This is a genomic window from Testudinibacter crocodili (assembly GCF_006228025.1).
Classification (GTDB): Bacteria; Pseudomonadota; Gammaproteobacteria; order Enterobacterales; family Pasteurellaceae; genus Chelonobacter.
Genome location: NZ_VDHF01000075.1, coordinates 1 through 25,403, shown reverse-complemented (window position 1 = coordinate 25,403; position 25,403 = coordinate 1). Strand labels below are relative to the sequence as shown.

The window sequence follows — 25,403 nt, the reverse complement described above, 5'->3', positions numbered from 1 at the left end:
GACGACAGCATTAAGGATAACAACATGTTAGATCAACAAAACAGACAACAATTTTTAGATCATTTAGCGGCACAATTAGGTCGTCCGCCACGAAAAACGGTGGCAGGACACTACTCTAACGTGACAGCACAGCCGACGACTCGCTTGACCGATTTAACCGCGGATCAGCGCTGTGAGGAATTTGTGAAAGTCGCACAGGAAGTGATGGCGGTGGAATGCAGTATTACGACGCCCGGTGAAGCCGCAGCAGCGCTGCTAGCATTATGCGAGCAACAACACGGCGGCGATGTGATTTTAAATGACGACCCGCGTTTGAATCAATACGGCTTAACCCAAGCGGTACAAGCGCACTACCCTACCCATATCTGGTCAGCTCAAAGTGCGGTTGAAAACCGCACTTTTGCTGAAAAAGCCAATATCGGCATCGTATTTGCCGAATACGGCTTAGTCGAATCCGGCGGCGTGGTGCTTTACAGCGCAGCAGAAAGGGGGCGTTCCAGCAGCTTATTACCGCAAGTGTCGATTGTGGTAATAAACAAAAGTAGCATCCAGCCTCGTGTGGCGCAAGTTGCTGAGATTTTGCACCAACAAGCCGCTCAAGGTGTGCGGATGCCGTCTTGTATCAATATCATCTCTGGTCCAAGTTCCACCGCCGATATTGAGCTGGTGAAAGTCATCGGTGTGCATGGACCGATTAAGCAGATTTATCTGATTATCGACGATCTCTAGCCGACGATTTCCACCACTGCAGATAAACCGCACTTTTTGCCTGCTGTGATTACAGGTTATTCAAGTCCAACACATCGGTCATATCAAATAAGCCGTTGTGTTTGGTTTGCAGCCATTTGGCAGCACGGACGGCGCCGTTGGCGAAAGTCATCCGACTGGAGGCTTTATGTGCGATTTCAACCCGCTCACCTTCGTCGGCAAACCAAACGCTGTGCTCGCCAACAACGTCTCCGGCACGAATGGTAGCGAAACCGATTTCGTCACGTTTGCGCTCCCCACAGATCCCTTCACGGGCAAATACACCGTGGGTTTTGAGATCACGCCCCAATGTTTTAGCAATATGCTCGCCCATCGAAAGTGCGGTGCCGGACGGCGCATCGACTTTGTGCCGATGGTGCGCTTCGATCACTTCAATATCGCAATAATCACCCATCACTTTGGCGGCTTTTTCCAACAGTTTAAACACCAAATTGACACCGACACTATAATTGGACGCAAATACAATCCCAATTTTTTCAGCGGCTCCGGCAATGACTTGTTTACCTGCGTCGTCAAAACCAGTGGTGCCGATCACCATTTTTTTATCATTGGCAACACAAAAATCAAGGTAGCTTTGGGTTGCTTCCGGGCGGGTAAAATCAATCAATAAATCAAACTGATCTTTCACGGTGTCTAAATTATCGCTGACTGCTACACCGAGATTACCGATACCAGCTAATTCGCCGGCATCGGTACCGACCAAGCTTGAACCGGCACGCTCTAGGGCAACGCCTAAAACTACGCCATCAGCGTTATTCACTGCTTGAATCAATTGTCGTCCCATTCTGCCACCTGCGCCGGCAACAGCTACGCGTAAATCTGCCATGTTGTACCTCTATCTTATTTATTTAATGACTTAATTCTCACATGCAGCGTGATCTCTTCACGGTCATGATATAAATGTTTGGCTTGGATTTCAAACTCCAAGCCCGCTTTGCTTAAATCGTCGTGCAGTTTTTGCTGACATAACCGCACTTCCTGATAGCGTTTTTTCATTGGCAGTTTCAAGTTGAAAATCATCTCACGACACCAACCGTTGGTTAGCCATTTACTCATCAAACTGGTGATTCGCATCGGCTGTTCCACCATATCGCACACCAGCCAATCAATTTTAGTGCGCTTTGGCGGCTGAAATTTAAAGCCGTCTTCCGGGTAGTGATCGACTCGCCCAGTTTCCATTAACGATGGCGCAATTTTACCGTGATCAACCGCATACACAAACATACCACGTTTAACCAATTGATAGCTCCAACCGCCGGGACAAGCGCCCAAATCCACCGCTTTAGTTTCACTGTTCATGCGCTGCTTCTCCTCTTTTTCGCTCAAAAAAGTCAGAATCGCTTCTTCCAGTTTCAACGTAGAACGACTTGGCGCATCGCTGGGAAATTTCAAGCGTGGAATTCCCATAAAGTGCGGGGCATGGTTATTATTATATGAGTAGCCGACATAGCAACTGTCATTGCTGATAAACAGAATATGCAAGGTGACACCGCTGCCATAGATTTCACGGTAGTTCAACAAACCGCACTTACGTAGTTGTTGGCGCAACGGCACGGTGAATTTACGGCAAAAGGTAGATAAGGATTTGGCTTCGTTAGTGTCGGCGGTTTCAACCCACAGTTCGGTGCTTTGTTTAAAATCCACGAGGCTGTTTTGTTGATATTGCGCAACGATCGGGCTGATTCGATCTTCGGTCGCTAAATCTTGCAATAAATCAGATACCACCACCAACTGTCGGGCAAAAATCAGTTGCTTGAACTGAACTTCTTGCGCTAAGCGGTCGGCTTCATTTTCCTGATAACATTCAAAAATCACATAACCGCTGTTGTCGACCACTCTGGCAAAACCATAAATCCCTAAATCTGCAGCTTTTTCAGTGATTTCCGCCGCCAGCTCTTTTTCAAAACCAGGACGGCAATATAACGCTAATTTATTCAAAATATTACCCTCTGGCTTTTAAGCTGTTGGCAATACTGATAAAAACCAGAGCACCCCAACCGATTAAAAAGGCGATTCCACCAATAGGCGTGAACCACACCAACGTTTTGATGCCGGTCAACGCCAAGCCATACAGACTGAAACTAAAACAAAGAATTCCGATTGCCCAACTGTAGCCAATCCAGTTTAAGCCACGATTGCGGCAAGCCGGTGCTGCTTGGTTTTGTGTGGCGCTGACAAACAGCCCCAATGCAAATAGCGCTAAGGTGTGAAAAAATTGATATTTTAAGCCTTTGTCAATCCAGTTTAACTGTAAAAAACTCAAGTGCGGTTCCAGCCCGTGTGCTGCGAATGCGCCGAATGCCACGCAAAAAAAGCCACTGATGGCGGCGAAAATTAAAAAACGATTGCCCATATACAGATCCTTAATTCGGTCAGTGATGTCGTTGAATATGCTCAACAATCCAATTAATAAAAGAAACGGTCTGCATTTTATCCGAATAATTGGGATGGTACACCACATAAAACGATTTTGGGTCGATAACATCGGTTGAAAAAACCTCTGTTAGCGCACCGTCATTAATGTATTGTTGTGCCAAAATTTTATTCGCCAACACCACACCTTGCCCGTGCAGCGCAGCCTGCAACGCCATAAAAGTATGGCTGAAAATCGCGCCGTGATGCAGGTTGATCCCGTCCAGTTTCAAATAGGCAATCATGCGCTGCCAATTTTCACGAGTGTGAATATGCAATAAATTGTGTTGCGCCAAATCTGCCAATTGATTTAACGGTTTTTGCTGTAATAGTTTTGGTGAGGCGAAAATAGACAACCGCTCTTCTAATAGCCGCTGGCTTTTCAGTCCTTTCCAATCGCCCTTACCGTAGAAAATTGCCACATCGGCATCAGCGAGAATATCACTTTCGTCATAATCGAAGCCTTGAATATTCACCTCAATATCCGGATAAAGTCGGTTAAATTCGCTTAGCTGTGGCACTAACCATGCTAGCCCAAAGGTTTGCGGCACTTTAATGGTCAGTGTCAACCCCTGTTGGTCGTGACGCAATTTTTGGGTCACTTCGACCAAACGTCGCAAAATAATATTGATATCGTAAAAATAGGCACTACCCTGTTCCGTTAATGCTAACGCACGGTTTTTACGAATAAAAAGTGCGGTACCTAAAAATTCTTCTAATAATTTAATTTGGTGGCTGACCGCAGCTTGGGTAACAAACAGTTCGTCCGCTGCCTTGGTGAAACTTAAATGCCTGGCGGCGGATTCAAAGACTTTAAGTGCATTTAACGGTGGTAAACGTTTATACATGGCATGTCCTATGAATAACTCAAAAATAATAATGTCAGAAATCGCATAAGTTTTATTTATGCGAATGATAAAAAAATATAAATTGTAGCGCTGAGCGGCAAAACCTAGAATAGCTACATTGCTTTAATAGCAGACTCGGTGTTTACCGTGTTGTTGTTAAGTATGATGTTGTGTTTTATCCGGTTCGCTGGATTTGAGTTTACTTCCTGTATATGTTGAAACCGATTTGGTTTAATAAGCCGCCTCATTATTTGGGCGGCTTTTTTTCGGGCTATTCTAACACAAACCCTTTGCTTTCCCCTATGCTAGAACCTTCAATTATGCTAAATTCTCACTTAATGCGCTATTTTTCGAGAGTTTATGTTATGGATTCAGATAAACAACCACAAAATTCTATGCCGCCTTCCGCACGGCAGTTGACATTTTGGCAACTGAAAAATCTGACTTTAAATATCAATAAAGCGTTGGATCATTTATTGCAACAAGAAGGATTGACCCTGTCACAAGCGCGAGTGTTGTTACTGCTGTTTCATGAAAATGGGCAAAATCAAACCAGTTTGATGAAACAGCTACAAATTGAATCCTCTTCCATGACCAAGATTTTGGATTTATTAGAGCGCAAAGGATTACTGCAACGCAAAGATAATCCGCGTGATGCGCGACAAAAAAACGTTTTTTTGACCAAAAAAGGACATCATGCCGAAGCCACTATTGTTCACTTGCTGCAACAATTTGAACATAATTTGCTGGCTGAACTTTCAAAAGCTGAAATCCAACAATTACACCATTTATTACACAAGATACAATTTGAACCCGATTACTAATTGTTTTGCGATCACCATAAAATAAAAATGTCAATTACTGTATTTTATCAACATATTGAGGAAACCACATGAACCAACCTGTATCCGACTCTTTGCTTGACTGGTCCAATTTAGGTTTTAGTTACATCAAAACTGATTTTCGTTATATTGCCCACTGGAAAGACGGCCAATGGAGCGAAGGCGAATTAACCACGGACAACACCTTACACATCAGCGAAGGTTCGACCGCACTTCACTATGGACAACAGTGCTTTGAAGGCTTGAAAGCCTATCGCTGTAAAGACGGTAGTATTAACCTGTTCCGACCGGATGAAAATGCTAAACGTATGCAACGCAGTTGCCAACGCTTGTTGATGCCGCAAGTGCCGGTCGAGATGTTTGTTGATGCCTGTAAGCAAGTGGTGAAAGCCAATGAGAAATTTGTCGGTCCTTACGGTAGTGGCGCTACCCTGTATTTACGTCCGTTTTTAATCGGCGTTGGCGACAATATTGGTGTACACGCTGCGCCGGAATATATTTTCTCCATCTTCTGCTGTCCGGTCGGGGCCTATTTCAAAGGCGGCATGAAGCCGACCAATTTCATAATTTCCGACTATGATCGCGCTGCGCCACAAGGCACTGGTGCCGCCAAAGTCGGTGGCAATTATGCCGCCAGTCTGCTGCCAGGCACTGAAGCCAAAGCACGCAATTTTGGCGATTGTATCTATTTGGATCCGAAAACGCATACTAAAATCGAAGAAGTCGGCTCTGCTAACTTTTTCGGTATCAGCAAAAACAATGAATTTGTCACCCCGCTCTCTCCGTCTATTCTACCGAGTATTACCAAATATTCGCTACTCTATTTGGCAGAACAGCGTTTGGGCTTGAAAGCGGTGGAAGGTGATGTGTATATTGATCAATTGGATCAATTCACTGAAGCAGGTGCCTGCGGCACAGCCGCGGTAATCACCCCGATTGGCGGCATTCAAAACGGTGAGCATTTTCATGTGTTTTATTCCGAAACCGAAGTCGGACCGATCACCCAAAAACTGTATCAAGAACTGACTGGAATCCAATTTGGCGATGTGATTGCGCCGGACGGTTGGATCGTCAAGGTTTAATTTTTTGCTCACTTCTCTTCAAACCGCACTTGTATCAGTTTCCATTCAAGTGCGGTTTGATTGTCAACCGCACTTTTCTCTTTACGTTCCTATTTCCCAAAATTAAAGATAATATTTTAAATTAAAAAATAAACATCTTATGAGGTTATAAAATAGGCTGTTTTTGTTTCAAAGATGTTTAATTATCATGTAATTTTATCCATTCATCCTCAGTAAATTTTACTTTCTATTAAAAATTCCTCAGTATTTTGCCAAATTTATCAAATATATCTTAATTTCAGTTGACCCGCTTTCCTGTTTTTTGTTATATCTATCACAGTTTTTAAAATTAACCATTTACACCACGCAATATACAAGGACAAAAGTATGATTCAGCAATATAGCGAAATGCGGAATAACATCAGTATGCTAGGGCGTTTTTTAGGGGAAACGATCAGCGATGCGCAAGGCAGTGATATTCTTGATTTGATTGAAAATATTCGAGTGCTTTCCCGTAATTCCCGTGCCGGAGACGATCAAGCCCGTCAAGCATTGCTGGATACACTAGCGACCATTTCCAATGACAACATCATTCCGGTTGCCCGAGCGTTCAGCCACTTCCTGAATTTAACCAATATTGCCGAGCAATACCAAACCATTTCACGTCATCATGATGATTTAAACGCTAGCCAGCGCTCTATCGGTCATCTGTTTGATAAATTAAAAACCCAAAAAGCCAAACCGGAAGCTATCCTTGCTTCGCTGGATAATTTATTGATTGAATTGGTATTAACCGCTCATCCGACAGAAGTCACCCGTCGCTCTTTAACGCATAAACACGTTGAAATCAACAAATGTCTCAGCAATTTAGAACATTCCGATTTAACGGTGAAAGAACGTACCGCCATCGAGCGCCGCTTGTTGCAACTGATTGCTGAAGCCTGGCATACCAACGAAATCCGCACCCAACGCCCAACCCCATTTGAAGAAGCGAAGTGGGGCTACTCGGTGATTGAGAACAGCCTGTGGACGGCGGTGCCGACCTTCTTACGCCAACTCAATGACAGCGCCGAAGAACATTTGAATTTCAGCTTGCCGGTGGAATTCACGCCGGTTAAATTCTCCTCTTGGATGGGCGGTGATCGCGACGGCAATCCGTTTGTCACCAGTGTCGTCACTCGTCGGGTGTTGAATTTAGCGCGCGCCAAAGCTGCCGAACTGTTTTTAGAAGACATTAAATTGCTGTCTGATGAACTTTCTATGGTGGAGGCTACCGATGAATTCAAAGCAACATACGGCGAACATCAAGAGCCTTATCGCTACATTGTCAAAGGGCTGCGTGCCAAGCTGAAATTGACCCAAAACCATTATAATGATCTATTAGCAGATAGACAGCCGCGTACCACGACTGAACAAATCATTACCAAAAACGAACAACTGTGGCAACCGCTGTTTGATTGCTACACTTCACTGTCCAAGTGCGGTATGCGGATTATCGCAAACGGCTTGCTACTCGATACATTGCGTCGTATCCGCTGCTTTGGTGTTACCCTGTCACAATTGGATATCCGCCAAGAAAGCACCCGTCATGCCATGGCGATTGCCGAAGTGACCCGCTATATCGGTTTGGGTGACTATGCACAATGGAATGAAGCAGACAAGCAAGCTTTCTTGATTCGTGAACTGAATTCACGCCGCCCATTGATTCCGATTGAATGGTCACCAAGCGAAGAAACCAAAGAGATCTTAGATACTTGCCGTGTGGTTGCCGAACAAAACGAAGGCGTGATTTCCGCTTATGTGATCTCGATGGCAAAATCGGCCTCTGATGTGTTGGCAGTGCATTTATTATTGAAAGAAGCCGGTTGCAGCAAGCATATTCCAGTGGTACCGCTGTTTGAAACACTAGAAGATTTAGATAATGCCGAATCTGTGATGCAGGAGCTGTTTAATGTCGGTTGGTATCGCGGTTTTATCAACAACAAACAGATGGTGATGATCGGTTATTCCGATTCCGCCAAAGATGCCGGTATGATGGCGGCATCATGGGCACAATATCGTGCGCAAGAAGCCTTGGTCAACCTTTGTGAAAAGCTGCATATCGAACTAACCCTGTTCCATGGCCGTGGCGGCACCATCGGGCGTGGCGGCGCGCCAGCGCATGCGGCACTGCTGTCTCAGCCACCAAAATCCTTGAAGAACGGCTTGCGTGTCACCGAACAAGGCGAAATGATCCGTTTTAAACTGGGATTACCACAAGTGGCGGTCAACAGTTTAGAACTTTATGCCAGTGCCATTTTGGAAGCCAATCTGTTACCACCGCCAGAGCCAGAAGCCATGTGGCGCGATATTATGGACGAACTGTCCGATATCTCTTGTGATATTTACCGTGGTATTGTGCGCGAACAGCCGGATTTTGTGCCATACTTCCGCTCTGCTACGCCGGAACAAGAGCTTTCTCGTTTGCCATTGGGGTCTCGTCCGGCAAAACGTAATCCAAAAGGTGGCGTAGAAAGTTTGCGTGCAATCCCGTGGATTTTTGCTTGGATGCAAAATCGCTTGATGCTGCCAGCATGGCTCGGTGCCGGGGCTGCGATTCAAACCTTGCTGAATAATGGTAAAAGTGCGGTAGTAGAACAAATGTGCCAAAGTTGGCCTTTTTTCTCCACTCGAATCGGTATGTTGGAGATGGTATTCAGTAAAACCGATTTATGGCTGGCAGAATACTACGATCAGCGTTTAGTCGAACCTAGCCTTTGGGAATTAGGCAAAACCTTACGTCAGCAGTTACAAGCCGATATAAAAACCCTGTTGGAATTATCACATAAAGATCAACTGATGGATGATTTGCCTTGGGTGGCACAATCGATTGCGCTGCGTAATGTTTATACCGATCCACTGAACTTGTTGCAGGTCGAATTGTTACACCGCCTACGCCAGCAAGCAGAAGAGCAGCAAGATTCTCACTTGAATCAAGCACTGATGATCACCATCACCGGCATTGCCGCCGGAATGCGTAATACCGGTTAATCTTGTTATTATCTTCACGCAAAGGGCTGGTTTTTTATCAGCCCTTTTATTTTATTAAAGTGCGGTTTTAACAGTTAAAACAGTTGGTTTTAGCAACTGAAAGCGATATGCTAACCGCACTTTGCATAACGGCTTTTACACATTAAGAACAACAAGGAATTTGCTATGCCGCATAAATTAGACCCCGACAATGCCATTGATATTGCTTACGATATTTTTCTGGAGATGGCAGAAGAAAATCTCGATCCTGCCGATATTTTATTGTTTAACCTGCAATTTGAAGAGCGTGGCGCAGTGGAAATGGTAGAAACAGCGGACAATTGGGACGAAGAGATCGGCGTATTAATTGATCCGCAAGCCTATGCCGAAGTCTGGGTCGGACTGGTGAATGACAACGATGAAATGGACGATATTTTCGCCAAAGTACTGATTTCACACGATCAAGAAAACCCTGAATATCATATTGTATGGAAAAAATAGTGTTTAGGAAAAATGCTAATCCCAATTTCAGATGAAATCATGGCTAACAGCTCAAAATTACCGAGAAAACGTGAAAAAGCCTATCAACCATTTCACGTTTTCTCGATTAATTCGGGAAATCACTTAAACAGCCCAACTTCCCTATTTTTCAAATTTATCACCAACGTTTTTGTTGTTTGCTCAGCTAGTCACCCAAGTCGCAACAGCAATAAACACCACAAAAATCAGTAACCAAATCAACTGTAATTTTGCACTTTTTCGGTTCACTTCTTTTTTATGTTCGCGTAAGCGTTCCAGCTGTTGTTTATAGCGCTCCAAGTCTTGTGGATCAAACGAAAAGCCGCAAGACGGGCAACTTTTGGCGCTGTCACTGACTTTATGACGGCATTCGGGGCAACGGGTTAACATATTATTCTCTACTAGCAATTACGAACGTAGGAAAATTTCATTCGCACTGAAAAAATATTCGATTTCACGTTTAGCCGACGCCTCCGAATCCGAGCCATGCACCGCATTGATGCTTTTGTTGGTGGCATAATCAAAGCGAAGCGTGCCTGCAATCGCAGTTTGCGGATCGGTTGCGCCGATAAGCTCACGGTGTAGTTTTATAACATTTTCACCTTGCAAAACCGAAACCACCACCGGTCCGGAAGTCATAAATTCCACCAGTTTGTCATAGAACGGTTTGCCTTTATGTTCCGCATAAAATCCCGCGGCCTGCTCTTGATTCAGGTGCAACATTTTGCTGGCGACAATAGTAAAACGAGCGCTCTCAAAACGGGAAAAAATTGCGCCGATCAGGTTTTGTTGCACCGCATCAGGTTTGATAATCGAAAGTGTTTGTTGCATAGAAGCTCCTTTGGGTTAAGGTAAAGTGCGGTCTGACCGCACTTTAGGGTTGCTCTATCAGAGATGTTCTATTCCGTTCAAATTTATATAGCGTGTTAGTTGTTTGTCGATTTTACTGATCGGGCAGCATTACCCGACCAATCTAATGTTAAATCCAACCTTAATCACCCGTTCGCTAGTCACCATAGCTCAATAATAGGTTCGCCAAGCTATTGACGCCAATGCCGGTTGCGCCGGTCGCCCATAACGGACTGGCAGATTTTCGGAAAGTAGCAGAACAGTCAATATGCAGCCAATTGGTTTGATACGATTTGACAAAATACGACAGAAATGCCGTAGCGGTGCTCGCTCCGGCGCCCGTTCCGGCAGGAACTGATGAGGTATTGCAAATGTCCGCAAACGAGGAGCTGACTTGGCTGCGGTGGAAAGGTTCAAATGGCAGGCGCCAGAAAGGTTCATTCTCCTCTTTTGCCGCCTTGAACAGCGCTTTCACCAATTTGTCGTCCATCGACAACACCGAATGGTAGTCATTGCCGACTGCCATTTTCGCCGCACCGGTCAAGGTGGCACAATCAATGATAAACTGTGGTGCTTGTGCATCGGCTTCAATCAAACCGTCTGCCAACACCAAGCGCCCTTCAGCATCGGTGTTCAACACTTCAACGGTAACACCATTGCGATATTCAATAATATCGCCCAGTTTAAACGCACGGCTGCTGACCATATTTTCAGCACAGCACAGGTATAATTTAACTCGTTGATTCAAACCACAAGCAATCGCCAATCCCAATGCACCGGTTAGCAGTGCGGCGCCACCCATATCAGAACGCATTGAATCCATCGAATTGCTTGGTTTCAAGCTGTAGCCACCGGTATCAAAAGTGATCCCTTTGCCCACCAAACAAGCCATCACCGGCTCATCCGGGTTACCGCTCGGATTAAAATCTAACTGCAACATCGCCGGCAAATTGGCTGAGCCTTTGCCGACCGTCCAAATGCCGTTATAACCACGCTCTTTCAGCTCTTCACGGGCGATAATATGATACGACACCGCTTTTTCCACTTCGGCATGCTGTGCCTGTTGCAAAATAAAGTCGGCGGCACGATGTGCCAATGCTTGTGGCGTGATTTCATCGGACGGCAAGTTAATCAACTCACGTACAAAATCGCCACACTCGATCAAGCGGAATAGCTGCTGTTGATCGGCATCACTCAAATCAGACGGAAATTCAATCGCAAAATCCTGTTTAGCGCTGTAAAATCCTTGATAAAATGCCCAACAGGTCGGCAACGTCCAATGTTTGCCTTCCAGCTCGACATCATCAATTCCTTGGGCGCGTAATTTTCGTGCTGCCCGCTGAATCTTGCCGAGCGGATCATCACCGCCAAAATGTACTTTTGCTACTCCGTTATCAAAACTCAATAACGCTTTTTTTCCCCATACTTCGTCAGCTTGTTTTTTGCTTAAATTAATTTTCATGCTCATCATGACACTCTCCGTGTTAAAATTGCCATTGTTTATAACATAAACCGATTTTTAGTAAATCCTAAATGTTATTTTTTTGTCATAATTTGAATCAAATCACCATAAACTGAGCTGTTGTGGATTATTTTTAGCCAACAATGCCACATTCAAGCCGATCAAGCGTATGCTTCTGCCATTTGCCCGCTGCCAAATTTGCTGCAACAATTGCCGGAAAGCGTTAAGGTTTAAACAATGGCTACTGCTCTCCAAGGTGGTGGTTTGAAAATCGTTAAATTTCAGTTTCACCCCGATTTTTCGATATTGACTCAATGGGGTATCCGGATCTGCGCGCTGCAAACGCACAATCAGTTTTTGGTAGAGTGACTGTAAAATCGCTTCAGCCTGCGATACTTGCCAAATATCTTGTGACAGGGTAACTTCAACACCTACTGACTTACGTTCCCGCTCTGATTGCACCGCTCTTTCATCAATTGCATGGCTAAACTGCCAAATCCGTTGCCCCAATTTGCCAAATTGATCGAGTAAAATATGCTGTTTTAATTGGCGAACATCAGCACAGGTCATCAAACCCATTGCAGACAATTTTTGAGCCGTAACCGGACCGACACCCGGAATTTTTTTCAATGCCAATCCGAGTACAAATTGATCAACCTGATCTGGGGTCAGCACAAATTGTCCATTCGGTTTATTGATTTCTGAGGCAATTTTTGCCAAAAATTTCAGCGGCGCAATGCCGGCTGAAGCAGTTAGTTGCAGCTCTGTCAAAATAGCACGTCGAATTTCGGCAGCAATCCAAGTTGCCGAGCCGTTGCAGGCGGTGCAATCGGTCACGTCCAGATAGGCTTCATCTAAAGATAGCGGTTCGATTATTGTGGTATAGCGCCGAAAAATAGCCTGCACCTGTTCTGAAACCTGTTTATACAACGCCATGTTGCCACGCAACAATATCAGATTCGGGCATTTTTTTAATGCAAGTGCGGTTGGCATTGCACTGTGTAAGCCATATTGACGAGCTTCATAATTACAGGTAGAAAGCACACCACGGCTGTCCGCCGCACCGCCAACTGCTACCGGTTTGCCTGCTAAACTCGGCTGCTCACGAATTTCAACCGCCGCAAAAAAGCAGTCCATATCAATATGGATAATTTTACGTTCAAAATTCGCTTTATTCGATGATATCGCCAGCATAACGGAAGCAAAAATAAGGAATGGTACTGCAATTATAAATTAAATAACTGTATAAATAAACAGTATATTTGCGTTATTCGCTTTTATCTTAAGTGAGGCATCGGATTTCGCCGATGGTGACTTACTTTTTTGATTCACAAAATCATAAATGATTTTGTCACCCTACGGGTCGTTGCCATAAGCAACGCTCAGACATTACAGATGGGGGAATAAACACCAAACACACCACACTTTCATTTAACCACTAAAATTTATAAAGTATAAAGTGCGGTTTAAAACCTCGTACTCTGCGCTGTGGTTTTCAGATTCCCTTATGAACTGCCTGAGCGGGTGTGAAATTTGTAGGGAAATTTTTCTGTTTGAGCGTAGCGAGTCTGCCCGCAATGCGGGCGAATTAAAAATTTTCCGTTAAGCAAATTCACACTGAGCGAAGATCAGCAGTTCATCAGGGTGTGCTTTCTTTGCTAACTTTCTTTGCACAAGCAAAGAAAGTTGGTCGCCACAAGGCGAAATAATGAAGACCAAATACGGGTTATACCAGCAACAAGACTAAACGAAAGATCAACGGTGCTAACACCGAACTGATGATGCCGCATAAAACTAGCGAAATTGAGCTGTAAATGCCGGCTTGTTTATCAATTTCTAAGGTGCGGGCCGTACCGAGTGCGTGAGAAACCGCGCCGATCGACAAACCAATGGCTTCGGGATGTTTCAAACCGATTTTTTTCAACAACAAATACCCGAAAATTGAGCCTTGCAATCCTGCCAACACCACACCGACGGCTGCCACAGACGGCACGCCACCGATGGTTTCTGCCACAGCCATTGCAATTGGCGTGCTAATCGATTTCGGTAAAATTGTCGCCACTATCTCCGAATTACCACCTAATAACAGCGCCAACAACGCGCCGCTTAACATCGACAACACTGATGCCGTCAGCGTGATCAGTAAAATACTGCGCCAACGGCTGCTGATTTGACGTAATTGTTCATAAAGCGGTAGCGCTAACGCCACAATCGCCGGCCCTAATAAGTTATTTAATGGCGCGTTGCCCTGGATATACTGGTCATAAGGAATATCTGCCAACAGTAAAACCCCAACCAATAATAGAATGGTCAATACAAAAGAGTTAAACACAATCGACTTCCAGCGTTTGCTAATCCAGATCGCAGCCATAAACGCCATAATCGTTAACACGGAGTAGAGGTAAACTGCCATCATTTAAATATCTCCTGCTTTCATCTCGGCTTACTTTATCTCAGCTTAGCGTCGCTGCTTAATCCGTTTTCTTTCAATTTTACGGCGTAATTTGCGGATACTGTGCCGTTCGAACAGATAGTCTGCCATCAAACCGATCACCACCAAGCTCAGCATGGTGCTGACGATATTCGGAATCAGTAACTGCTTAGCATTAGCAAGCAACAGATCGGCATATTTGATAATCCCAACACTGACCGGCACAAACAACAGCGCCATATAGCGAATCAGCAGGCTCGAACCAAAGGCGATCCACTCAACTTTAATCAATTGCGAAGTTAAACACAGAAACAGAATCAGCAAGCCCCAGATACTGCCCGGCACGCCGATAGGAATCAGATACTGTAGAAAAATACCGAGATACAAAATTGCATATAAAATGGCTAGCGAACGCAGCAGATTTATGATTTTTTGTTTCATCTTTACTTGAGATAACGTTTGCGATAACGGAATGATGTGCAATAATTCTCTCTCAAATTGTGATCAATGTCACCGAATTTTGCCTTTTTTAGGCGCAATAGATAAGGTTTTAAAGTGTCGATAACACGTTTTTTCTTTTTGTTTTCATTTTTGTTACTTTTTACGACAGTCGCTTACGCCAAGCTCAATAACGGTAACACTCGTTCTACTATTCAATGCCGGGTGATTCACATCAGCGATGGCGACAGTTTCACTTGCCTGAGCGCTAATAATAAACGCATCAAAGTGCGGTTGCTGGGTATCGATGCTCCCGAAAACGGACAACCTTATTCAGCAAAATCCAAACAGTTTCTAGCTGCATTGATTCTACAACAGAAAGTAGACTTGAAAATTGACGGCATTGATAAATTTGCGCGACGTTTAGCCGTGGTGTATGACGCACAGCAGCGTGATATTAATTTAGTGATGATAGAAAACGGTTGGGCTTGGGCATACCGTTTTTATAAAAAAGATTCACGCTACCCACAGGCGCAGCAACGGGCAAAATGGAAAAAATTGGGCTTGTGGCAGGATAACAATCCGCAAGAGCCGTATTTGTGGCGCAAGGCGCAGCGTTGAGTTTATAATATGACCTCTTTTTTCAATGATGACGGCATTATGTTTACCTTAGAATCCGATTTCAACCCGACATTATTTCGCCAAGCTTTTCCGTATCTGCAAAGCTCCGCAACCTCAGTTTATCTGGATTCAGCGGCAACAGCGTTGAAACCGCAAGTGCTGATTGACAGCACCCTTGATTTTTATCAAAGTGCGGGGTCGGTGCACCGCAGCCAGTACGATGCCAAGCAGACCGCACTTTACGAACAGGCACGTAATCTCGTCGCCGAGTTGATCAATGCGCCGTCACCAGCGACAATTATTTGGACTTCCGGTGCCACGCAAGCGATCAATAGCGTTGCGCATGGGTTGGCGCATTGGCTTGAACCCGGTGATGAGATTGTGATCAGCGAAGCTGATCATCACGCCCATTTTGTGACTTGGTCAATGTTGGCACAACAATATTCGGCAAAATTGATTATTCTGCCAATCAATGAGCAATGGCAGATTGAAAGTGCGGTGTTGCGCCAAGCACTGTCGCCACGCAGTAAGATTGTCGCTTTCAACATGGTTTCCAACGTTACCGGCACCGAACAACCGGTTGCTGAGTTGATCAAGATCGTGCGCCAAAACTCACCACAGGCTTTGATTTTGCTAGATTGTGCGCAAGCAATTGCGCATCTCAAATTGGATATTCAAGCGCTTGATGCAGATTTTTATGTATTCTCGGCACACAAACTTTACGGCCCAAACGGCTTGGGAGTGCTGAGCGGCAAGGCGGAGTCGCTGGAAAAACTGACCCCGTTGCTATATGGCGGCAAAATGGTGGATCGGGTCAGCAAACAGCAGATCAGCTTTAATCCTCTGCCCTATCGATTGGAAGCCGGTACGCCGAATATCGCCGCAGTAATTGGTTTTGGCGCAGTGCTGGATTGGTTAGGTCAATACGATCTTCAGCAGGCAGAAGCCTATGCGGTGGCGCTTGCCGAACAGACTAAAGTGCGGTTGCAACGCTATGATCACGTGCGCTTATTCAACTCGCCACAACCCAGTTCGATTGTCTGCTTTGTATTTGATGATATTGCCGTTTCCGACTTAAGCACCCTGCTGAGCGAGCAAGGCATTGCGCTGCGAGCGGGTGAACATTGCGCTCAGCCTTACCTGGCTCGTTTGGGGCAAAAAAGCACCTTACGCCTTTCGTTTGCCCCTTATAACACGTTGGCTGATGTAGAGGCTTTCTTCGCTGCGCTAGACCGCACTTTGACACTTTTAAGAGAATAGTATGCAGGATTACCCAGATCTCGTCGAACAATTTAGTGGCTTGCCAAGTTGGGAAGATCGCTATCGCCTGTTGATTCAGCTCGGTAAAAAATTGCCAGTGATTGAACGCAGCGAATGGGAGCAAATGCCTTTGATTCAAGGCTGTGAAGTAGAAGTGCGGTTTGCGGCAGTGAAGCACGCCGACGGCTATCACTTTGCTGCCTACAGTGAAGCACGCATTATGAACGGCTTGCTTTATCTGCTGTTGAGTGCGCTGCAACCGCTAAAATTAGAACAAATTAGGCAGCTTGATATCAGTGTTCTGTTGCAACAATGCGGCATTGCCCAACGTTTGAGCGCTACTCGTTTGAACGGTTTAAAACAGATCGAATCGTTGTTACACCACTTGGATTAATCACCATGAAAAAAACCATTTTAATCACCGGCTGCTCCAGCGGCATTGGCTATGCCACCGCACTTTACCTTCAGCAGCACGATTGGCAGGTGATCGCCAGCTGCCGCAAGGCAGAAGATGTAGCCCGTTTGCAGCAGGAGGGCTTGGAATGTGTGCAACTGGACATCACTGATCTACAACAAATCCAACAGGTTATACAACAGATTAGCGCAAACCGCACTTTAGATGCGATTTTCTGTAATGCCGGATACGGACAAACCGGTGCGGTGGAAGATATCAGCCACCGCGCATTACAACAGCAGTTTGAGACCAATGTGTTCGGCACTTGGGATTGTATTCGTTATGCGATGGCGGCTTTTCGCCAGCAAGGCCACGGACGGATTATCGTCAACAGCAGTATTTTAGGCTTTGCCGCTATGCCATGGCGTGGCGCCTATAACAGCAGCAAATTCGCCCTTGAAGGCTTATGTGACACCCTGCGTACTGAATTGCGTGGCAGCCGGATTTTTGTCAGCCTGTTGCAACCCGGCCCGATTCGCAGCCGCTTTCGCCCCAATGCCTTGGCGAAATTTCAGCAACACATTGATTGGCAAAATAGTGTGCATCGCAACGCCTATCAGCAACAGTTACAACGTTTGAATGCCAGCGGCAATGCCAACCCGTTTACCCTGCCGGCTGAAGCCTGTGCTAAAGCGGTTTTGCGCTGTCTTGAAAGCAATTCGCCTAAACCGCGTTACCACGTCACTTTCCCGACCAAACTGTATTGGTGGCTGCGCCGTCTGCTGCCGACCCGTGCTTTTGACTGGATGAATTGGAAAGGCGGCAACCAATAATTCGATACTCTTGGTATTTGACGCTACGATTCCCTAACACTATTCGCCCAAAATTTTGCGAGTATTTTCATCGGTTTCAATTTGAATTTTGTGCTCAACTTCTACATTCATATTAATGGTAATCCCCTCTTTTGGGGTTTCCAATTGAATTTTCGGCACGCAAGCGGCGGTAAAAAATACGGCAAACAGCAGCCCCACGCACTGCTTTGGGTTTAACATAATAGTTCCCTTTAATTTCATTGGTTTTGATTATCCTGATTCTGTTTTTGGTAAAGTCGATATTCCAGCTGCTGCTGTAGCTCTGAACCAAAATTGATGGAATCCCACAAATCAAATGCATTCTCTTTATGGTTATAATTCAAGAAGATCGGATTTTGCAGCGCATTATTGGCTTTAATTTTCGCATTCATCAAACCGGTGCCGTCTGTCAATAGATTCACCTTGATATTCGAATCGTAAACGTCCATGGTTTCCATCAAATTGGTCAAAATCCGCTCGGTAATGCCGCCGCCCTGCTCGATTTTACGGATTAATTCATCGCTTAAATGAATGCGCCAATCATTGCCCTGCTCAATCACACCATCGCAAATAATACAGTCTGAATTTTCGATCCAAAACGGCAACTTGGCATTCACTTTACCACGCATTTCTAACTGATTATATTGCATTAACTGCAAAATCTCAGCCAATTCAATGCCATTTAAGCGCAAATAAGCGGGGTTGCGCTGCGGTAGCGAGAATTTGTCCACATTCAGTTCGCCGCCTAACAGTTTTAGATTCAGCCGTGTCAATGATAACGGAGATTGACGGTTGTAGGGATAATAGCCTTGCAGTTGTAGTGACACATCATTTAGCCGCACGCCGTTATCCAACTGCGCGATTTTGACCTCAACCGGTTGTTTTACGCCCAGTTGAAAATGTTGATCCTGATAGCGGTACGGCAATGAGAAGTTGATGCCACTGATTGCGCCGTTTGGCAGCGAAATACTGCCGTTTTCAATCGCAATATGTCCCCCGGCAACCAAACCGTTTTGCGGTGTAATCGAAAATGCAGTTTGTCCACGAATCGTGCCCCGTTGAATCAACCAGTTCCAGCGTTTTGGAAACAGTGGTTGAAACACATCAGAGGATTGTTGCGGCCAATAGATGTTACCGCGTAACGTACCGTCTTGATAGCGAGAAAATAAGCGGATAGGTCCCAAACGATCGGCTCTCAGCTCACTTTTTAAATTTAGATCGGAGAAATCTTTTCCGTCAAGCGTTACACTGATATCCGGCTGTAAAATTTGTCCGCCGTAATCCAAGCGAATATGCGGTGTTTTCACCGATAACGCCCCACTGATTTGCTGCTGTTGATAATCCCACAACAGATTTTGCGACAAGGACAATTGCAAAGCGCCAACCTGCACGCCCGGCAGTGCGAAGCGTTGTAAATCGCCGTCCAACAGTTGAATGTTCAGTAAACTATCCTGCCAAAAGCCACGACCACGCAGATTGACCGCACTTTTCAGGCTCGGTATTTTGGCATTGCCCCAAAAATTCCAGTTCCAACGATTCGTGGCAGAAGTTTCCGACAACCGAACCACTTCCTGTGCCGAGCGAATATTAAAAATAGAGTGAATGCCAGCAATAAATTCATTGGCTCGTCCGTCAAGGCGTAAATCAATTTGCTCAAATTGTCGGGTTTTGCCTTTCAAAATCGCCTGCAATCGCCCTTTGATCCCGTACTGCCCGACCACCACGCCCGCCAGCGGCAAACGTAGCTCTTCGATATCGATATACTCAGTATTGCCGGTCATCCGCAACAACGAACCGCTTAAAAAACGCAACAATGGTCGGTATAATTCCCCTTCAAGCCGCATCGGCAGATTGGTGTAAAAAATACTGTCGAAGGATTTCACTTCACCATTGACTTGCAGCGGAATATCCAACGATTGTCGATCAATTTTGCCGTCTAATCCCTGAATCACAACCTGCCCTTTGCCTTTGTCACCGTTGGTCAGCAACGACAGACGAAAATTGATATTCAGCGGAAAACTGTTCCAAAAAGCGTGGTTTTGTGCCGTTGGCTGTAGGTCTAAATCTAAGAAACCATTGAGTGGCTGCGGCAGCTGTTTTGCCCAATTGAAACGGGCTTTACTGATGTGTAACCGCCCGTTTTTAATATCGAATGGCAAATCCAGCAACTGATGCTGCTCCTGATCAGCCACTTCATACAGCTGTAATTGTGCTTGCTGCTGCTTCCAGTTTAACGTGATGCCGCCCTGCGGAATAATCATGTCCGGCGAACGCCAGTGATAATCCAGATCAGCCCTGAGCGGTAGCTGCTCAACGCTGTCTGCCAAATCGGCATTTAATGTCACTTGATGGTGTTGCTGTTCATCAGGCTGATAAACCAACAGCGCGGTTAACGTTTTATCAACTAAAATGCCATCAAGATTTGCCAACTCATAAACTTGCCCTTCCTGATGTTCCGTTATGTGCAATTGCAGTCGCAGCTGATCGTCTTGTCGCACTGCCTTAAGGTGGGTGCTGGCTGCAAGCAAGCGTTGCAACTGTGGACTGCGCTCTGCTTGGCTATTTTGCCACTCAACATCAGCAATTTCTACTTCACCCAGTGGCAATAAGGCAAACAGGCGTGTGAGAGTGAAAGGCGGCTGCTCGGTTGTTGTCGCCTCTTGTGCGATCATCTGTTGCAAACAGCGATAGTCCAACCGCACTTGCTCAGAGAACAGTCTACGCTGTTGCCAAATAAACCGGATTGGCGCGGTTTCTGTTAGTCGACAACCATGTTTTAAACTGGTCAACTGAATCTCCGGTAAGCTGATCGCTTGTCGATCGATTCTCAGAGGTTGATTCAGTTGAATTTGAAAATCTGGGGCAAGAAAATAGTTTGCGGTTTTTTGAATGCCATTGCCAAACAACAACCAAGCGACCATTGCCGACAGCAACAGTAGCAAGGCGCAGCAGGCAATCAGACATTTTTTCCACATAGCCAATGTTCACTCGCAGTTAATTTTAGATCGACAAATATGCCGACATCAGCAGTAACGGCAAACACAGTGTCAGCAATAGCAAGAGCGACAGCCAACCTAGATCCAGCACTTTTTGTTTTAAAATCAGCCAAAACAATAAGATACCCAGCACTAAATGCAATGCAAAATACGCTGCAAAAGCGCTGCTACTGATAGTCAATAACATCAAATTAATATGCAACGCCAATAAAATTCCGACACTGTAAAGCGCATTAAGTAACAATGTTAATAGCATCAGGCGCGGTAATAACGCCAGAAAACCTTGCAAACGGTTACGCGATAAGCGCAGTTGCCAGTTTGCCATAATCAACCCCAGCAACAGTTGGCTGAACGGACTATAAATTAACCCATCCTGCAACGGTAAATTCAGCAAAATCGCCACATAACAAAACAAGCCCAATATACCGCAAACTGTACCAAACAACAGAATGCCGCGCTGCAACCGAATATCCTCTTTTGGCTGCTGCCATACGCAGATCAAAAGCAGTATTGCAGCGCCGATCAACAGCGCCAATGGGATATAGCGTTTTGCTGCCATCGCACCAAGCAGCAATAAGCCAGCCCAATAAAGCGCCAGCCACAAATTGACCTTAACCAAGCGAAAACGCTGCCCGTTGCAAATTTCGCCTTTAACAAATACGATTTGGATTGCTAATTGACAACTGAGTACGGCAAAGGCAAATATCGCAACAAAGCTCAGCAAATGCTGTTGTAGATAAAAAAGTGCGGTCTCGCTGGCGAGCAATAAAATCACCGGCAGCAGTGCTAAAAACACAATCCGTGATTTGTTGTCGGTTTGATCTGACATAAAATACCCAACATGATAGAATAAAGCGAAATTATTGATAATACGGCATTATAATGCCATATTGCTTATTCTGTTAACCATTCAGGAGTGAATTATGCGAATTTTACATACTATGCTACGTGTCGGCGATTTGGATCGCTCAATCAAATTTTACACCGAAGCATTAGGCATGCGAGTGCTGCGTAAAAGTGAAAATACCGAATATCGTTATACGTTGGTATTTTTGGGTTACGACGATGAAGACAAAAGTGCGGTGTTGGAGCTGACCTATAACTGGGGTGTCACTGAATACGAATTAGGCACGGCCTATGGTCATATCGCTATCGGCACCGACGATATTTATGCCACCTGTGACAAAGTGCGGTCTGCCGGCGGCAACGTGACCCGTGAACCCGGTCCGGTTAAAGGTGGCACCACTGTGATTGCATTTGTCGAAGATCCGGATGGTTATAAAGTTGAATTTATTGAAAATAAAAACGCCAAAGCTGGTTTAGGTAATTAATTTTTTACGCTTTCTGTACCGGTGTGAATTCACACCGGTTTAAACTTCCCGATACAGGATTTCTTTTGTGAGCACAACAGCACAATCCACAACTCAAGCCGCTACTGAAACCGACTTTAATCTATTGAAAAATCGTTTTCGGCAATATTTTCCGGTGATCATCGATATCGAAACCGCCGGATTTAACCCTAAAACCGATGCGCTGCTGGAAATTGCAGCTGTGACCTTAAAAATGGATCAACACGGACTGTTGCAACCCGATGAGAAATGCCATTTTCATGTTGAGCCGTTCCAAGGGGCAAACATCAACCCAGACTCACTCAAATTTAACGGCATTGATATTGAAAGCCCGTTGCGTGGCGCAGTCAGTGAAGAACATGCCTTGAGTGAGATTTTTAAGATGGTGCGCCGCACCCAAAAAGCCGCTGACTGCAAACGCTCAATTATTGTGGCGCACAATGCGGCATTCGATCACGGCTTTTTGATGGCAGCGGCTGAGCGTTGCCGTTTGAAACGTAATCCTTTCCATCCGTTTGGTACCTTTGATACCGCCACCCTTAGCGCCTTTATGTTTGGTAATAACGTATTAATCAAAGCCTGCCAAGCTGCGAATATCACGTTTGACGCCAAACAAGCCCATTCTGCCTTATACGATACTGAAAAAACCGCAGAATTATTCTGCTTTATGGTGAATCGTTTAAAGCAACTGGACGGATTTCGCTTATTTAACCTCGAAAACCAATAAATTGCAGAAATTTATTGCGCTTTGTTTTAGAATTCTGTTCTATTTTACTTTTGCTATTTCTCTTTTTTAATTAAGGAACCAACTGCTATGTTACTCACCAACAATGTGGTGCTGTCGATTATTCTGTTATTGGCGCTAAGCCTGATGCGGATTAACGTGGTCATCGCTCTGATTATTTCCGCACTGGCTGCCGGTTTGCTTGGCAACATGGATATTCAAGCTACTGTAGCCTCTTTTACCAACGGTTTAGGCGGCGGTGCTGCGGTCGCAATGAACTATGCTATTTTAGGTGCTTTTGCCGTGGCAATTTCCCGCTCCGGTTTGACTGATCTGCTTGCTGTACAGGTAATCAAAAAACTGGGTAAACAACCTAGTGAAAAAGCGTTGTTCTGGTTTAAATATTTAGTGTTACTACTGTTGACGCTGTTTGCCGTCGCTTCACAAAATATTCTGCCGGTGCACATCGCCTTTATTCCTATCGTAGTGCCACCGTTATTAGATATCATGAACCGTCTGAAACTGGATCGCCGTGCCGTTGCCTGTGTGCTAACTTTCGGTTTAACCGCAACTTATATGATTTTGCCGGTCGGCTTCGGCAAGATTTTTATTGATAATATTTTAGTCACTAAAATTAATGAAGCCGGCGCAGCACTAGGATTGCAAACTACCGCCGCCCAAGTTTCTGCTTCGATGTTGATTCCAGTATTGGGGATGATTCTCGGTTTACTGATTGCGGTGTTCTACACCTATCGCAAACCACGCGAATATCTGGTTGCAACGCCTGAACCGACCGCAGACGATATTGAACATCGAGTCAGTCAAATTAGTCGCTTTCATGTCGCCGTGAGCCTTTTCGCCATTGTGCTGACCTTCGGTTTGCAGCTCTATACCGATTCGATTATTGTCGGTGGTTTGGTTGGCTTGATTATTTTCGCCCTAGGCGGTATTTTCAAATTAAAAGAGAGCAATGACCTGTTCCAACAAGGCTTGAAATTGATGGCGATGATTGGCTTCGTGATGATCGCTGCTTCGGGTTTCGCCAATGTGATCAAAGAGACTGACGGGGTTGCAGCGTTGGTGCAAACCTTCAGTGACACCATCGGCAGTGACAATAAAGGTTGGGCAGCATTGATTATGTTGTTGATCGGTCTGTTTATCACCATGGGAATCGGTTCTTCTTTCTCCACCGTGCCGATTATTGCTGCTATTTATGTACCGATTTGCATCAGTTTAGGCTTCTCTGAAATGGCGACCGTCTCGCTGGTTGCCGTATCCGCCGCATTAGGTGACGCAGGCTCCCCGGCTTCCGACTCAACGTTGGGGCCGACATCTGGTTTGAATATTGACGGCAAACATGACCACATCTGGGATTCAGTCGTGCCGACCTTTATCCACTTCAATATTCCCTTGGTTATTTTCGGCTGGATTGCCGCAATGGTGCTGTGATAACAACGCCCCCCAAAAAACGAAGGCTGTTTTAGCGCTAAAACAGCCTTCATCACCAATTACTGAATGACATGAGCCCAGTCGAATATAAAACCTCTACTTTGGAGTTGTGTTAGGTTCGGGGTATTTACACCTGATAATATGTTACCACTTATCGAGGGCAGCGGGATTATTAGATCACTACAAATATAACCTTAACTTACGTCCACAATTATCTGTAGGGGATTTAGGAGAGTTGTATTATGATAGTAAAGAATCTATTGACAATGTAACAACTTGGATTTATGAAGAAGGATTATTTACGCCAATAGGGAAAATCATAGAAGATAAATATTACAGTATTGTATCTGATTATCTGAGAACTCCAAAACAAGTATATGATATTGAAGGGAATTTGATTTGGCGAAGAGAACTTGATGTTTATGGAAATCCGGTAATTGGTGAAAATGATTTTATACCATTTTTATATCAAGGACAGTATGTCGATATAAAAACTGGTGATGCTTATAACCGTTTTAGATATTATTCACCCGAAACAGGATTGTATTTGTCTCAAGATGCCCTAGGTATTGTTGGGGGATTAAATTTATATTCTTATGTATTTGATACGAATTCGCAATTTGATTTGTTTGGATGGTACTCCGATTTATTGGACACAGGTGTGGGACATCATTTATTTCCAAGATCTGTTGCAAAAAAACTTGGGATTAGTGAATTGATGAACAAAAATTCAATATCATGGTATCCGAATAAAGGAAAGGGTACTGCAAATTTACATAAACTTTTACATAGAAATTTGATAGATGAAGGTGTGCCTTTTCACGGTTCAAAGTTTAAAGGCAGTGTAGATAATTTCTTTGAAAAGGCAGCTAAAGCATATAAAGATATAGATACAAAAGGATACCTGAAAATCCCTGGTACAAAAAAAAGACTGATTAAAAATAAGACACCGGCGAAAGCGTTAGATATATTAAAAGACCTTTATAATAAAAATAAAATACCGTGTAAATAAAGAAGTAATATGAACAATAGATTAATAGATACAGCAAGTTATGGATTAGCATTTTTTTCTCTTGAAAAATTGTCAGATTTCCTTGCTTTAAAAAAAGTTAAAACTAAA

26 protein-coding genes are annotated in these 25,403 nt (G+C 44.7%); 13 read left to right on the top strand and 13 right to left on the bottom strand.

Translation table 11 applies throughout. The features are described 5' to 3' along the window. Window positions 1-24: 24 nt before the first annotated feature. On the top strand, window positions 25-729 hold the full coding sequence (locus FHQ23_RS08505; protein WP_139613942.1) for a LutC/YkgG family protein: 705 nt from the start codon (window positions 25-27) through the stop codon (window positions 727-729). 49 nt (window positions 730-778) lie between these two features. Here the strand turns inward: FHQ23_RS08505 and dapB are convergent, their stop codons facing one another. From dapB to FHQ23_RS08485, 4 genes are read right to left on the bottom strand one after another with little or no spacing between them, the layout of a single operon-like run. Beyond that, window positions 779-1,594, bottom strand: coding sequence for a 4-hydroxy-tetrahydrodipicolinate reductase (gene dapB, locus FHQ23_RS08500; protein WP_139613941.1), 816 nt, complete (start codon window positions 1,592-1,594; stop codon window positions 779-781). A gap of 14 nt (window positions 1,595-1,608) precedes the next feature. Next, the gene (gene rlmM / locus FHQ23_RS08495; protein ID WP_139613940.1) at window positions 1,609-2,706 is read right to left on the bottom strand and encodes a 23S rRNA (cytidine(2498)-2'-O)-methyltransferase RlmM; all 1,098 of its coding nucleotides are present in this window, start codon (window positions 2,704-2,706) and stop codon (window positions 1,609-1,611) included. A 4-nt stretch (window positions 2,707-2,710) separates the two neighbouring features. After that, entirely contained in the window at window positions 2,711-3,121 is a 411-nt protein-coding gene (locus FHQ23_RS08490) for a DUF423 domain-containing protein (protein ID WP_139613939.1), read from the bottom strand. A 19-nt stretch (window positions 3,122-3,140) separates the two neighbouring features. Then, window positions 3,141-4,028, bottom strand: a complete 888-nt coding sequence (locus FHQ23_RS08485) for a transcriptional regulator GcvA (RefSeq protein WP_139613938.1) — start codon at window positions 4,026-4,028, stop codon at window positions 3,141-3,143. 365 nt (window positions 4,029-4,393) lie between these two features. Between FHQ23_RS08485 and FHQ23_RS08480 the strand changes: the two genes are divergently transcribed. From FHQ23_RS08480 to FHQ23_RS08465, 4 genes are all read left to right on the top strand, one after another. Then, the gene (locus FHQ23_RS08480; protein ID WP_176552286.1) at window positions 4,394-4,852 is read left to right on the top strand and encodes a MarR family winged helix-turn-helix transcriptional regulator; all 459 of its coding nucleotides are present in this window, start codon (window positions 4,394-4,396) and stop codon (window positions 4,850-4,852) included. 68 nt (window positions 4,853-4,920) lie between these two features. After that, window positions 4,921-5,952, top strand: coding sequence for a branched-chain amino acid aminotransferase (locus FHQ23_RS08475; RefSeq protein ID WP_139613936.1), 1,032 nt, complete (start codon window positions 4,921-4,923; stop codon window positions 5,950-5,952). Between the two features lie 366 nt (window positions 5,953-6,318). Further along, window positions 6,319-8,961, top strand: coding sequence for a phosphoenolpyruvate carboxylase (ppc, locus tag FHQ23_RS08470; RefSeq protein WP_139613935.1), 2,643 nt, complete (start codon window positions 6,319-6,321; stop codon window positions 8,959-8,961). Between the two features lie 165 nt (window positions 8,962-9,126). After that, window positions 9,127-9,441, top strand: coding sequence for an HI1450 family dsDNA-mimic protein (locus tag FHQ23_RS08465; protein ID WP_139613934.1), 315 nt, complete (start codon window positions 9,127-9,129; stop codon window positions 9,439-9,441). Between the two features lie 180 nt (window positions 9,442-9,621). Here the strand turns inward: FHQ23_RS08465 and FHQ23_RS08460 are convergent, their stop codons facing one another. From FHQ23_RS08460 to FHQ23_RS08435, 6 genes are all read right to left on the bottom strand, one after another. Beyond that, window positions 9,622-9,849 carry a zinc ribbon domain-containing protein gene (locus FHQ23_RS08460; RefSeq protein WP_139609875.1) on the bottom strand — a complete coding sequence of 76 codons (228 nt, stop codon included), beginning with the start codon at window positions 9,847-9,849 and terminating at the stop codon, window positions 9,622-9,624. An 18-nt stretch (window positions 9,850-9,867) separates the two neighbouring features. Next, entirely contained in the window at window positions 9,868-10,290 is a 423-nt protein-coding gene (gene ndk / locus FHQ23_RS08455) for a nucleoside-diphosphate kinase (RefSeq protein ID WP_139613933.1), read from the bottom strand. 175 nt (window positions 10,291-10,465) lie between these two features. Further along, complete coding sequence (pepB, locus tag FHQ23_RS08450) at window positions 10,466-11,770, bottom strand: aminopeptidase PepB (RefSeq protein WP_176552287.1); 1,305 nt, start codon at window positions 11,768-11,770, stop codon at window positions 10,466-10,468. A gap of 102 nt (window positions 11,771-11,872) precedes the next feature. Then, a complete protein-coding gene (dinB, locus tag FHQ23_RS08445; RefSeq protein ID WP_139613932.1) occupies window positions 11,873-12,964 on the bottom strand; it encodes a DNA polymerase IV in 1,092 nt (363 codons plus the stop codon). Between the two features lie 532 nt (window positions 12,965-13,496). Continuing rightward, a complete protein-coding gene (locus FHQ23_RS08440) occupies window positions 13,497-14,186 on the bottom strand; it encodes a CidB/LrgB family autolysis modulator (RefSeq protein ID WP_442805440.1) in 690 nt (229 codons plus the stop codon). Window positions 14,187-14,228: 42 nt separating this feature from the next. Continuing rightward, a complete protein-coding gene (locus FHQ23_RS08435; protein ID WP_139613931.1) occupies window positions 14,229-14,642 on the bottom strand; it encodes a CidA/LrgA family protein in 414 nt (137 codons plus the stop codon). 114 nt (window positions 14,643-14,756) lie between these two features. Between FHQ23_RS08435 and FHQ23_RS08430 the strand changes: the two genes are divergently transcribed. Genes FHQ23_RS08430 through FHQ23_RS08415 form a run of 4 tightly spaced genes read left to right on the top strand, consistent with a single transcriptional unit; the run spans window position 14,757 to window position 17,747 of the window. After that, window positions 14,757-15,260 carry a thermonuclease family protein gene (locus FHQ23_RS08430; protein WP_139613930.1) on the top strand — a complete coding sequence of 168 codons (504 nt, stop codon included), beginning with the start codon at window positions 14,757-14,759 and terminating at the stop codon, window positions 15,258-15,260. Between the two features lie 9 nt (window positions 15,261-15,269). After that, entirely contained in the window at window positions 15,270-16,520 is a 1,251-nt protein-coding gene (locus tag FHQ23_RS08425) for an aminotransferase class V-fold PLP-dependent enzyme (protein WP_267963668.1), read from the top strand. Window position 16,521: 1 nt separating this feature from the next. Then, window positions 16,522-16,914: a SufE family protein gene (locus tag FHQ23_RS08420; protein ID WP_139613929.1), complete on the top strand. Its 393-nt coding sequence runs from the start codon at window positions 16,522-16,524 to the stop codon at window positions 16,912-16,914. A gap of 5 nt (window positions 16,915-16,919) precedes the next feature. Further along, window positions 16,920-17,747 carry an SDR family NAD(P)-dependent oxidoreductase gene (locus FHQ23_RS08415; protein ID WP_139613928.1) on the top strand — a complete coding sequence of 276 codons (828 nt, stop codon included), beginning with the start codon at window positions 16,920-16,922 and terminating at the stop codon, window positions 17,745-17,747. A 39-nt stretch (window positions 17,748-17,786) separates the two neighbouring features. Here the strand turns inward: FHQ23_RS08415 and FHQ23_RS08410 are convergent, their stop codons facing one another. From FHQ23_RS08410 to FHQ23_RS08400, 3 genes are read right to left on the bottom strand one after another with little or no spacing between them, the layout of a single operon-like run. Then, window positions 17,787-17,966: a YnbE family lipoprotein gene (locus FHQ23_RS08410; protein WP_139613927.1), complete on the bottom strand. Its 180-nt coding sequence runs from the start codon at window positions 17,964-17,966 to the stop codon at window positions 17,787-17,789. A 17-nt stretch (window positions 17,967-17,983) separates the two neighbouring features. Further along, a complete protein-coding gene (locus FHQ23_RS08405; RefSeq protein ID WP_139613926.1) occupies window positions 17,984-20,740 on the bottom strand; it encodes a YdbH family protein in 2,757 nt (918 codons plus the stop codon). A gap of 25 nt (window positions 20,741-20,765) precedes the next feature. Beyond that, the gene (locus tag FHQ23_RS08400) at window positions 20,766-21,590 is read right to left on the bottom strand and encodes an HI_1241 family integral membrane domain (RefSeq protein WP_139613925.1); all 825 of its coding nucleotides are present in this window, start codon (window positions 21,588-21,590) and stop codon (window positions 20,766-20,768) included. Window positions 21,591-21,684: 94 nt separating this feature from the next. Here FHQ23_RS08400 and gloA point away from each other — a divergent pair, with 94 nt between their 5' ends. The 4 genes from gloA to FHQ23_RS08380 all read left to right on the top strand — a co-directional run bounded on the left by gloA (window position 21,685) and on the right by FHQ23_RS08380 (window position 25,295). Then, window positions 21,685-22,092 (top strand): lactoylglutathione lyase, encoded by a 408-nt coding sequence (gene gloA / locus FHQ23_RS08395; protein WP_139613924.1) that lies wholly within the window; start codon window positions 21,685-21,687, stop codon window positions 22,090-22,092. Window positions 22,093-22,159: 67 nt separating this feature from the next. Further along, complete coding sequence (gene rnt, locus FHQ23_RS08390; protein WP_139613923.1) at window positions 22,160-22,837, top strand: ribonuclease T; 678 nt, start codon at window positions 22,160-22,162, stop codon at window positions 22,835-22,837. Between the two features lie 87 nt (window positions 22,838-22,924). Further along, window positions 22,925-24,283: a Na+/H+ antiporter family protein gene (locus FHQ23_RS08385; RefSeq protein ID WP_139613922.1), complete on the top strand. Its 1,359-nt coding sequence runs from the start codon at window positions 22,925-22,927 to the stop codon at window positions 24,281-24,283. A 109-nt stretch (window positions 24,284-24,392) separates the two neighbouring features. After that, window positions 24,393-25,295: an RHS repeat domain-containing protein gene (locus FHQ23_RS08380; protein WP_139613921.1), complete on the top strand. Its 903-nt coding sequence runs from the start codon at window positions 24,393-24,395 to the stop codon at window positions 25,293-25,295. Window positions 25,296-25,403: the final 108 nt, after the last annotated feature.

Coding starts and splice junctions, on each gene's coding strand:
- FHQ23_RS08505 (WP_139613942.1), top strand. CDS start 25: ATGTTAGATCAACAAAACAGACAACAATTTTTAGATCATTTAGCGGCA.
- dapB (WP_139613941.1), bottom strand. CDS start 1,594: ATGGCAGATTTACGCGTAGCTGTTGCCGGCGCAGGTGGCAGAATGGGA.
- FHQ23_RS08490 (WP_139613939.1), bottom strand. CDS start 3,121: ATGGGCAATCGTTTTTTAATTTTCGCCGCCATCAGTGGCTTTTTTTGC.
- FHQ23_RS08485 (WP_139613938.1), bottom strand. CDS start 4,028: ATGTATAAACGTTTACCACCGTTAAATGCACTTAAAGTCTTTGAATCC.
- FHQ23_RS08480 (WP_176552286.1), top strand. CDS start 4,394: ATGGATTCAGATAAACAACCACAAAATTCTATGCCGCCTTCCGCACGG.
- FHQ23_RS08475 (WP_139613936.1), top strand. CDS start 4,921: ATGAACCAACCTGTATCCGACTCTTTGCTTGACTGGTCCAATTTAGGT.
- ppc (WP_139613935.1), top strand. CDS start 6,319: ATGATTCAGCAATATAGCGAAATGCGGAATAACATCAGTATGCTAGGG.
- FHQ23_RS08465 (WP_139613934.1), top strand. CDS start 9,127: ATGCCGCATAAATTAGACCCCGACAATGCCATTGATATTGCTTACGAT.
- FHQ23_RS08460 (WP_139609875.1), bottom strand. CDS start 9,849: ATGTTAACCCGTTGCCCCGAATGCCGTCATAAAGTCAGTGACAGCGCC.
- ndk (WP_139613933.1), bottom strand. CDS start 10,290: ATGCAACAAACACTTTCGATTATCAAACCTGATGCGGTGCAACAAAAC.
- pepB (WP_176552287.1), bottom strand. CDS start 11,770: ATGAAAATTAATTTAAGCAAAAAACAAGCTGACGAAGTATGGGGAAAA.
- dinB (WP_139613932.1), bottom strand. CDS start 12,964: ATGCTGGCGATATCATCGAATAAAGCGAATTTTGAACGTAAAATTATC.
- FHQ23_RS08440 (WP_442805440.1), bottom strand. CDS start 14,186: ATGATGGCAGTTTACCTCTACTCCGTGTTAACGATTATGGCGTTTATG.
- FHQ23_RS08435 (WP_139613931.1), bottom strand. CDS start 14,642: ATGAAACAAAAAATCATAAATCTGCTGCGTTCGCTAGCCATTTTATAT.
- FHQ23_RS08425 (WP_267963668.1), top strand. CDS start 15,270: ATGACCTCTTTTTTCAATGATGACGGCATTATGTTTACCTTAGAATCC.
- FHQ23_RS08420 (WP_139613929.1), top strand. CDS start 16,522: ATGCAGGATTACCCAGATCTCGTCGAACAATTTAGTGGCTTGCCAAGT.
- FHQ23_RS08415 (WP_139613928.1), top strand. CDS start 16,920: ATGAAAAAAACCATTTTAATCACCGGCTGCTCCAGCGGCATTGGCTAT.
- FHQ23_RS08410 (WP_139613927.1), bottom strand. CDS start 17,966: ATGTTAAACCCAAAGCAGTGCGTGGGGCTGCTGTTTGCCGTATTTTTT.
- FHQ23_RS08405 (WP_139613926.1), bottom strand. CDS start 20,740: ATGTGGAAAAAATGTCTGATTGCCTGCTGCGCCTTGCTACTGTTGCTG.
- FHQ23_RS08400 (WP_139613925.1), bottom strand. CDS start 21,590: ATGTCAGATCAAACCGACAACAAATCACGGATTGTGTTTTTAGCACTG.
- gloA (WP_139613924.1), top strand. CDS start 21,685: ATGCGAATTTTACATACTATGCTACGTGTCGGCGATTTGGATCGCTCA.
- FHQ23_RS08385 (WP_139613922.1), top strand. CDS start 22,925: ATGTTACTCACCAACAATGTGGTGCTGTCGATTATTCTGTTATTGGCG.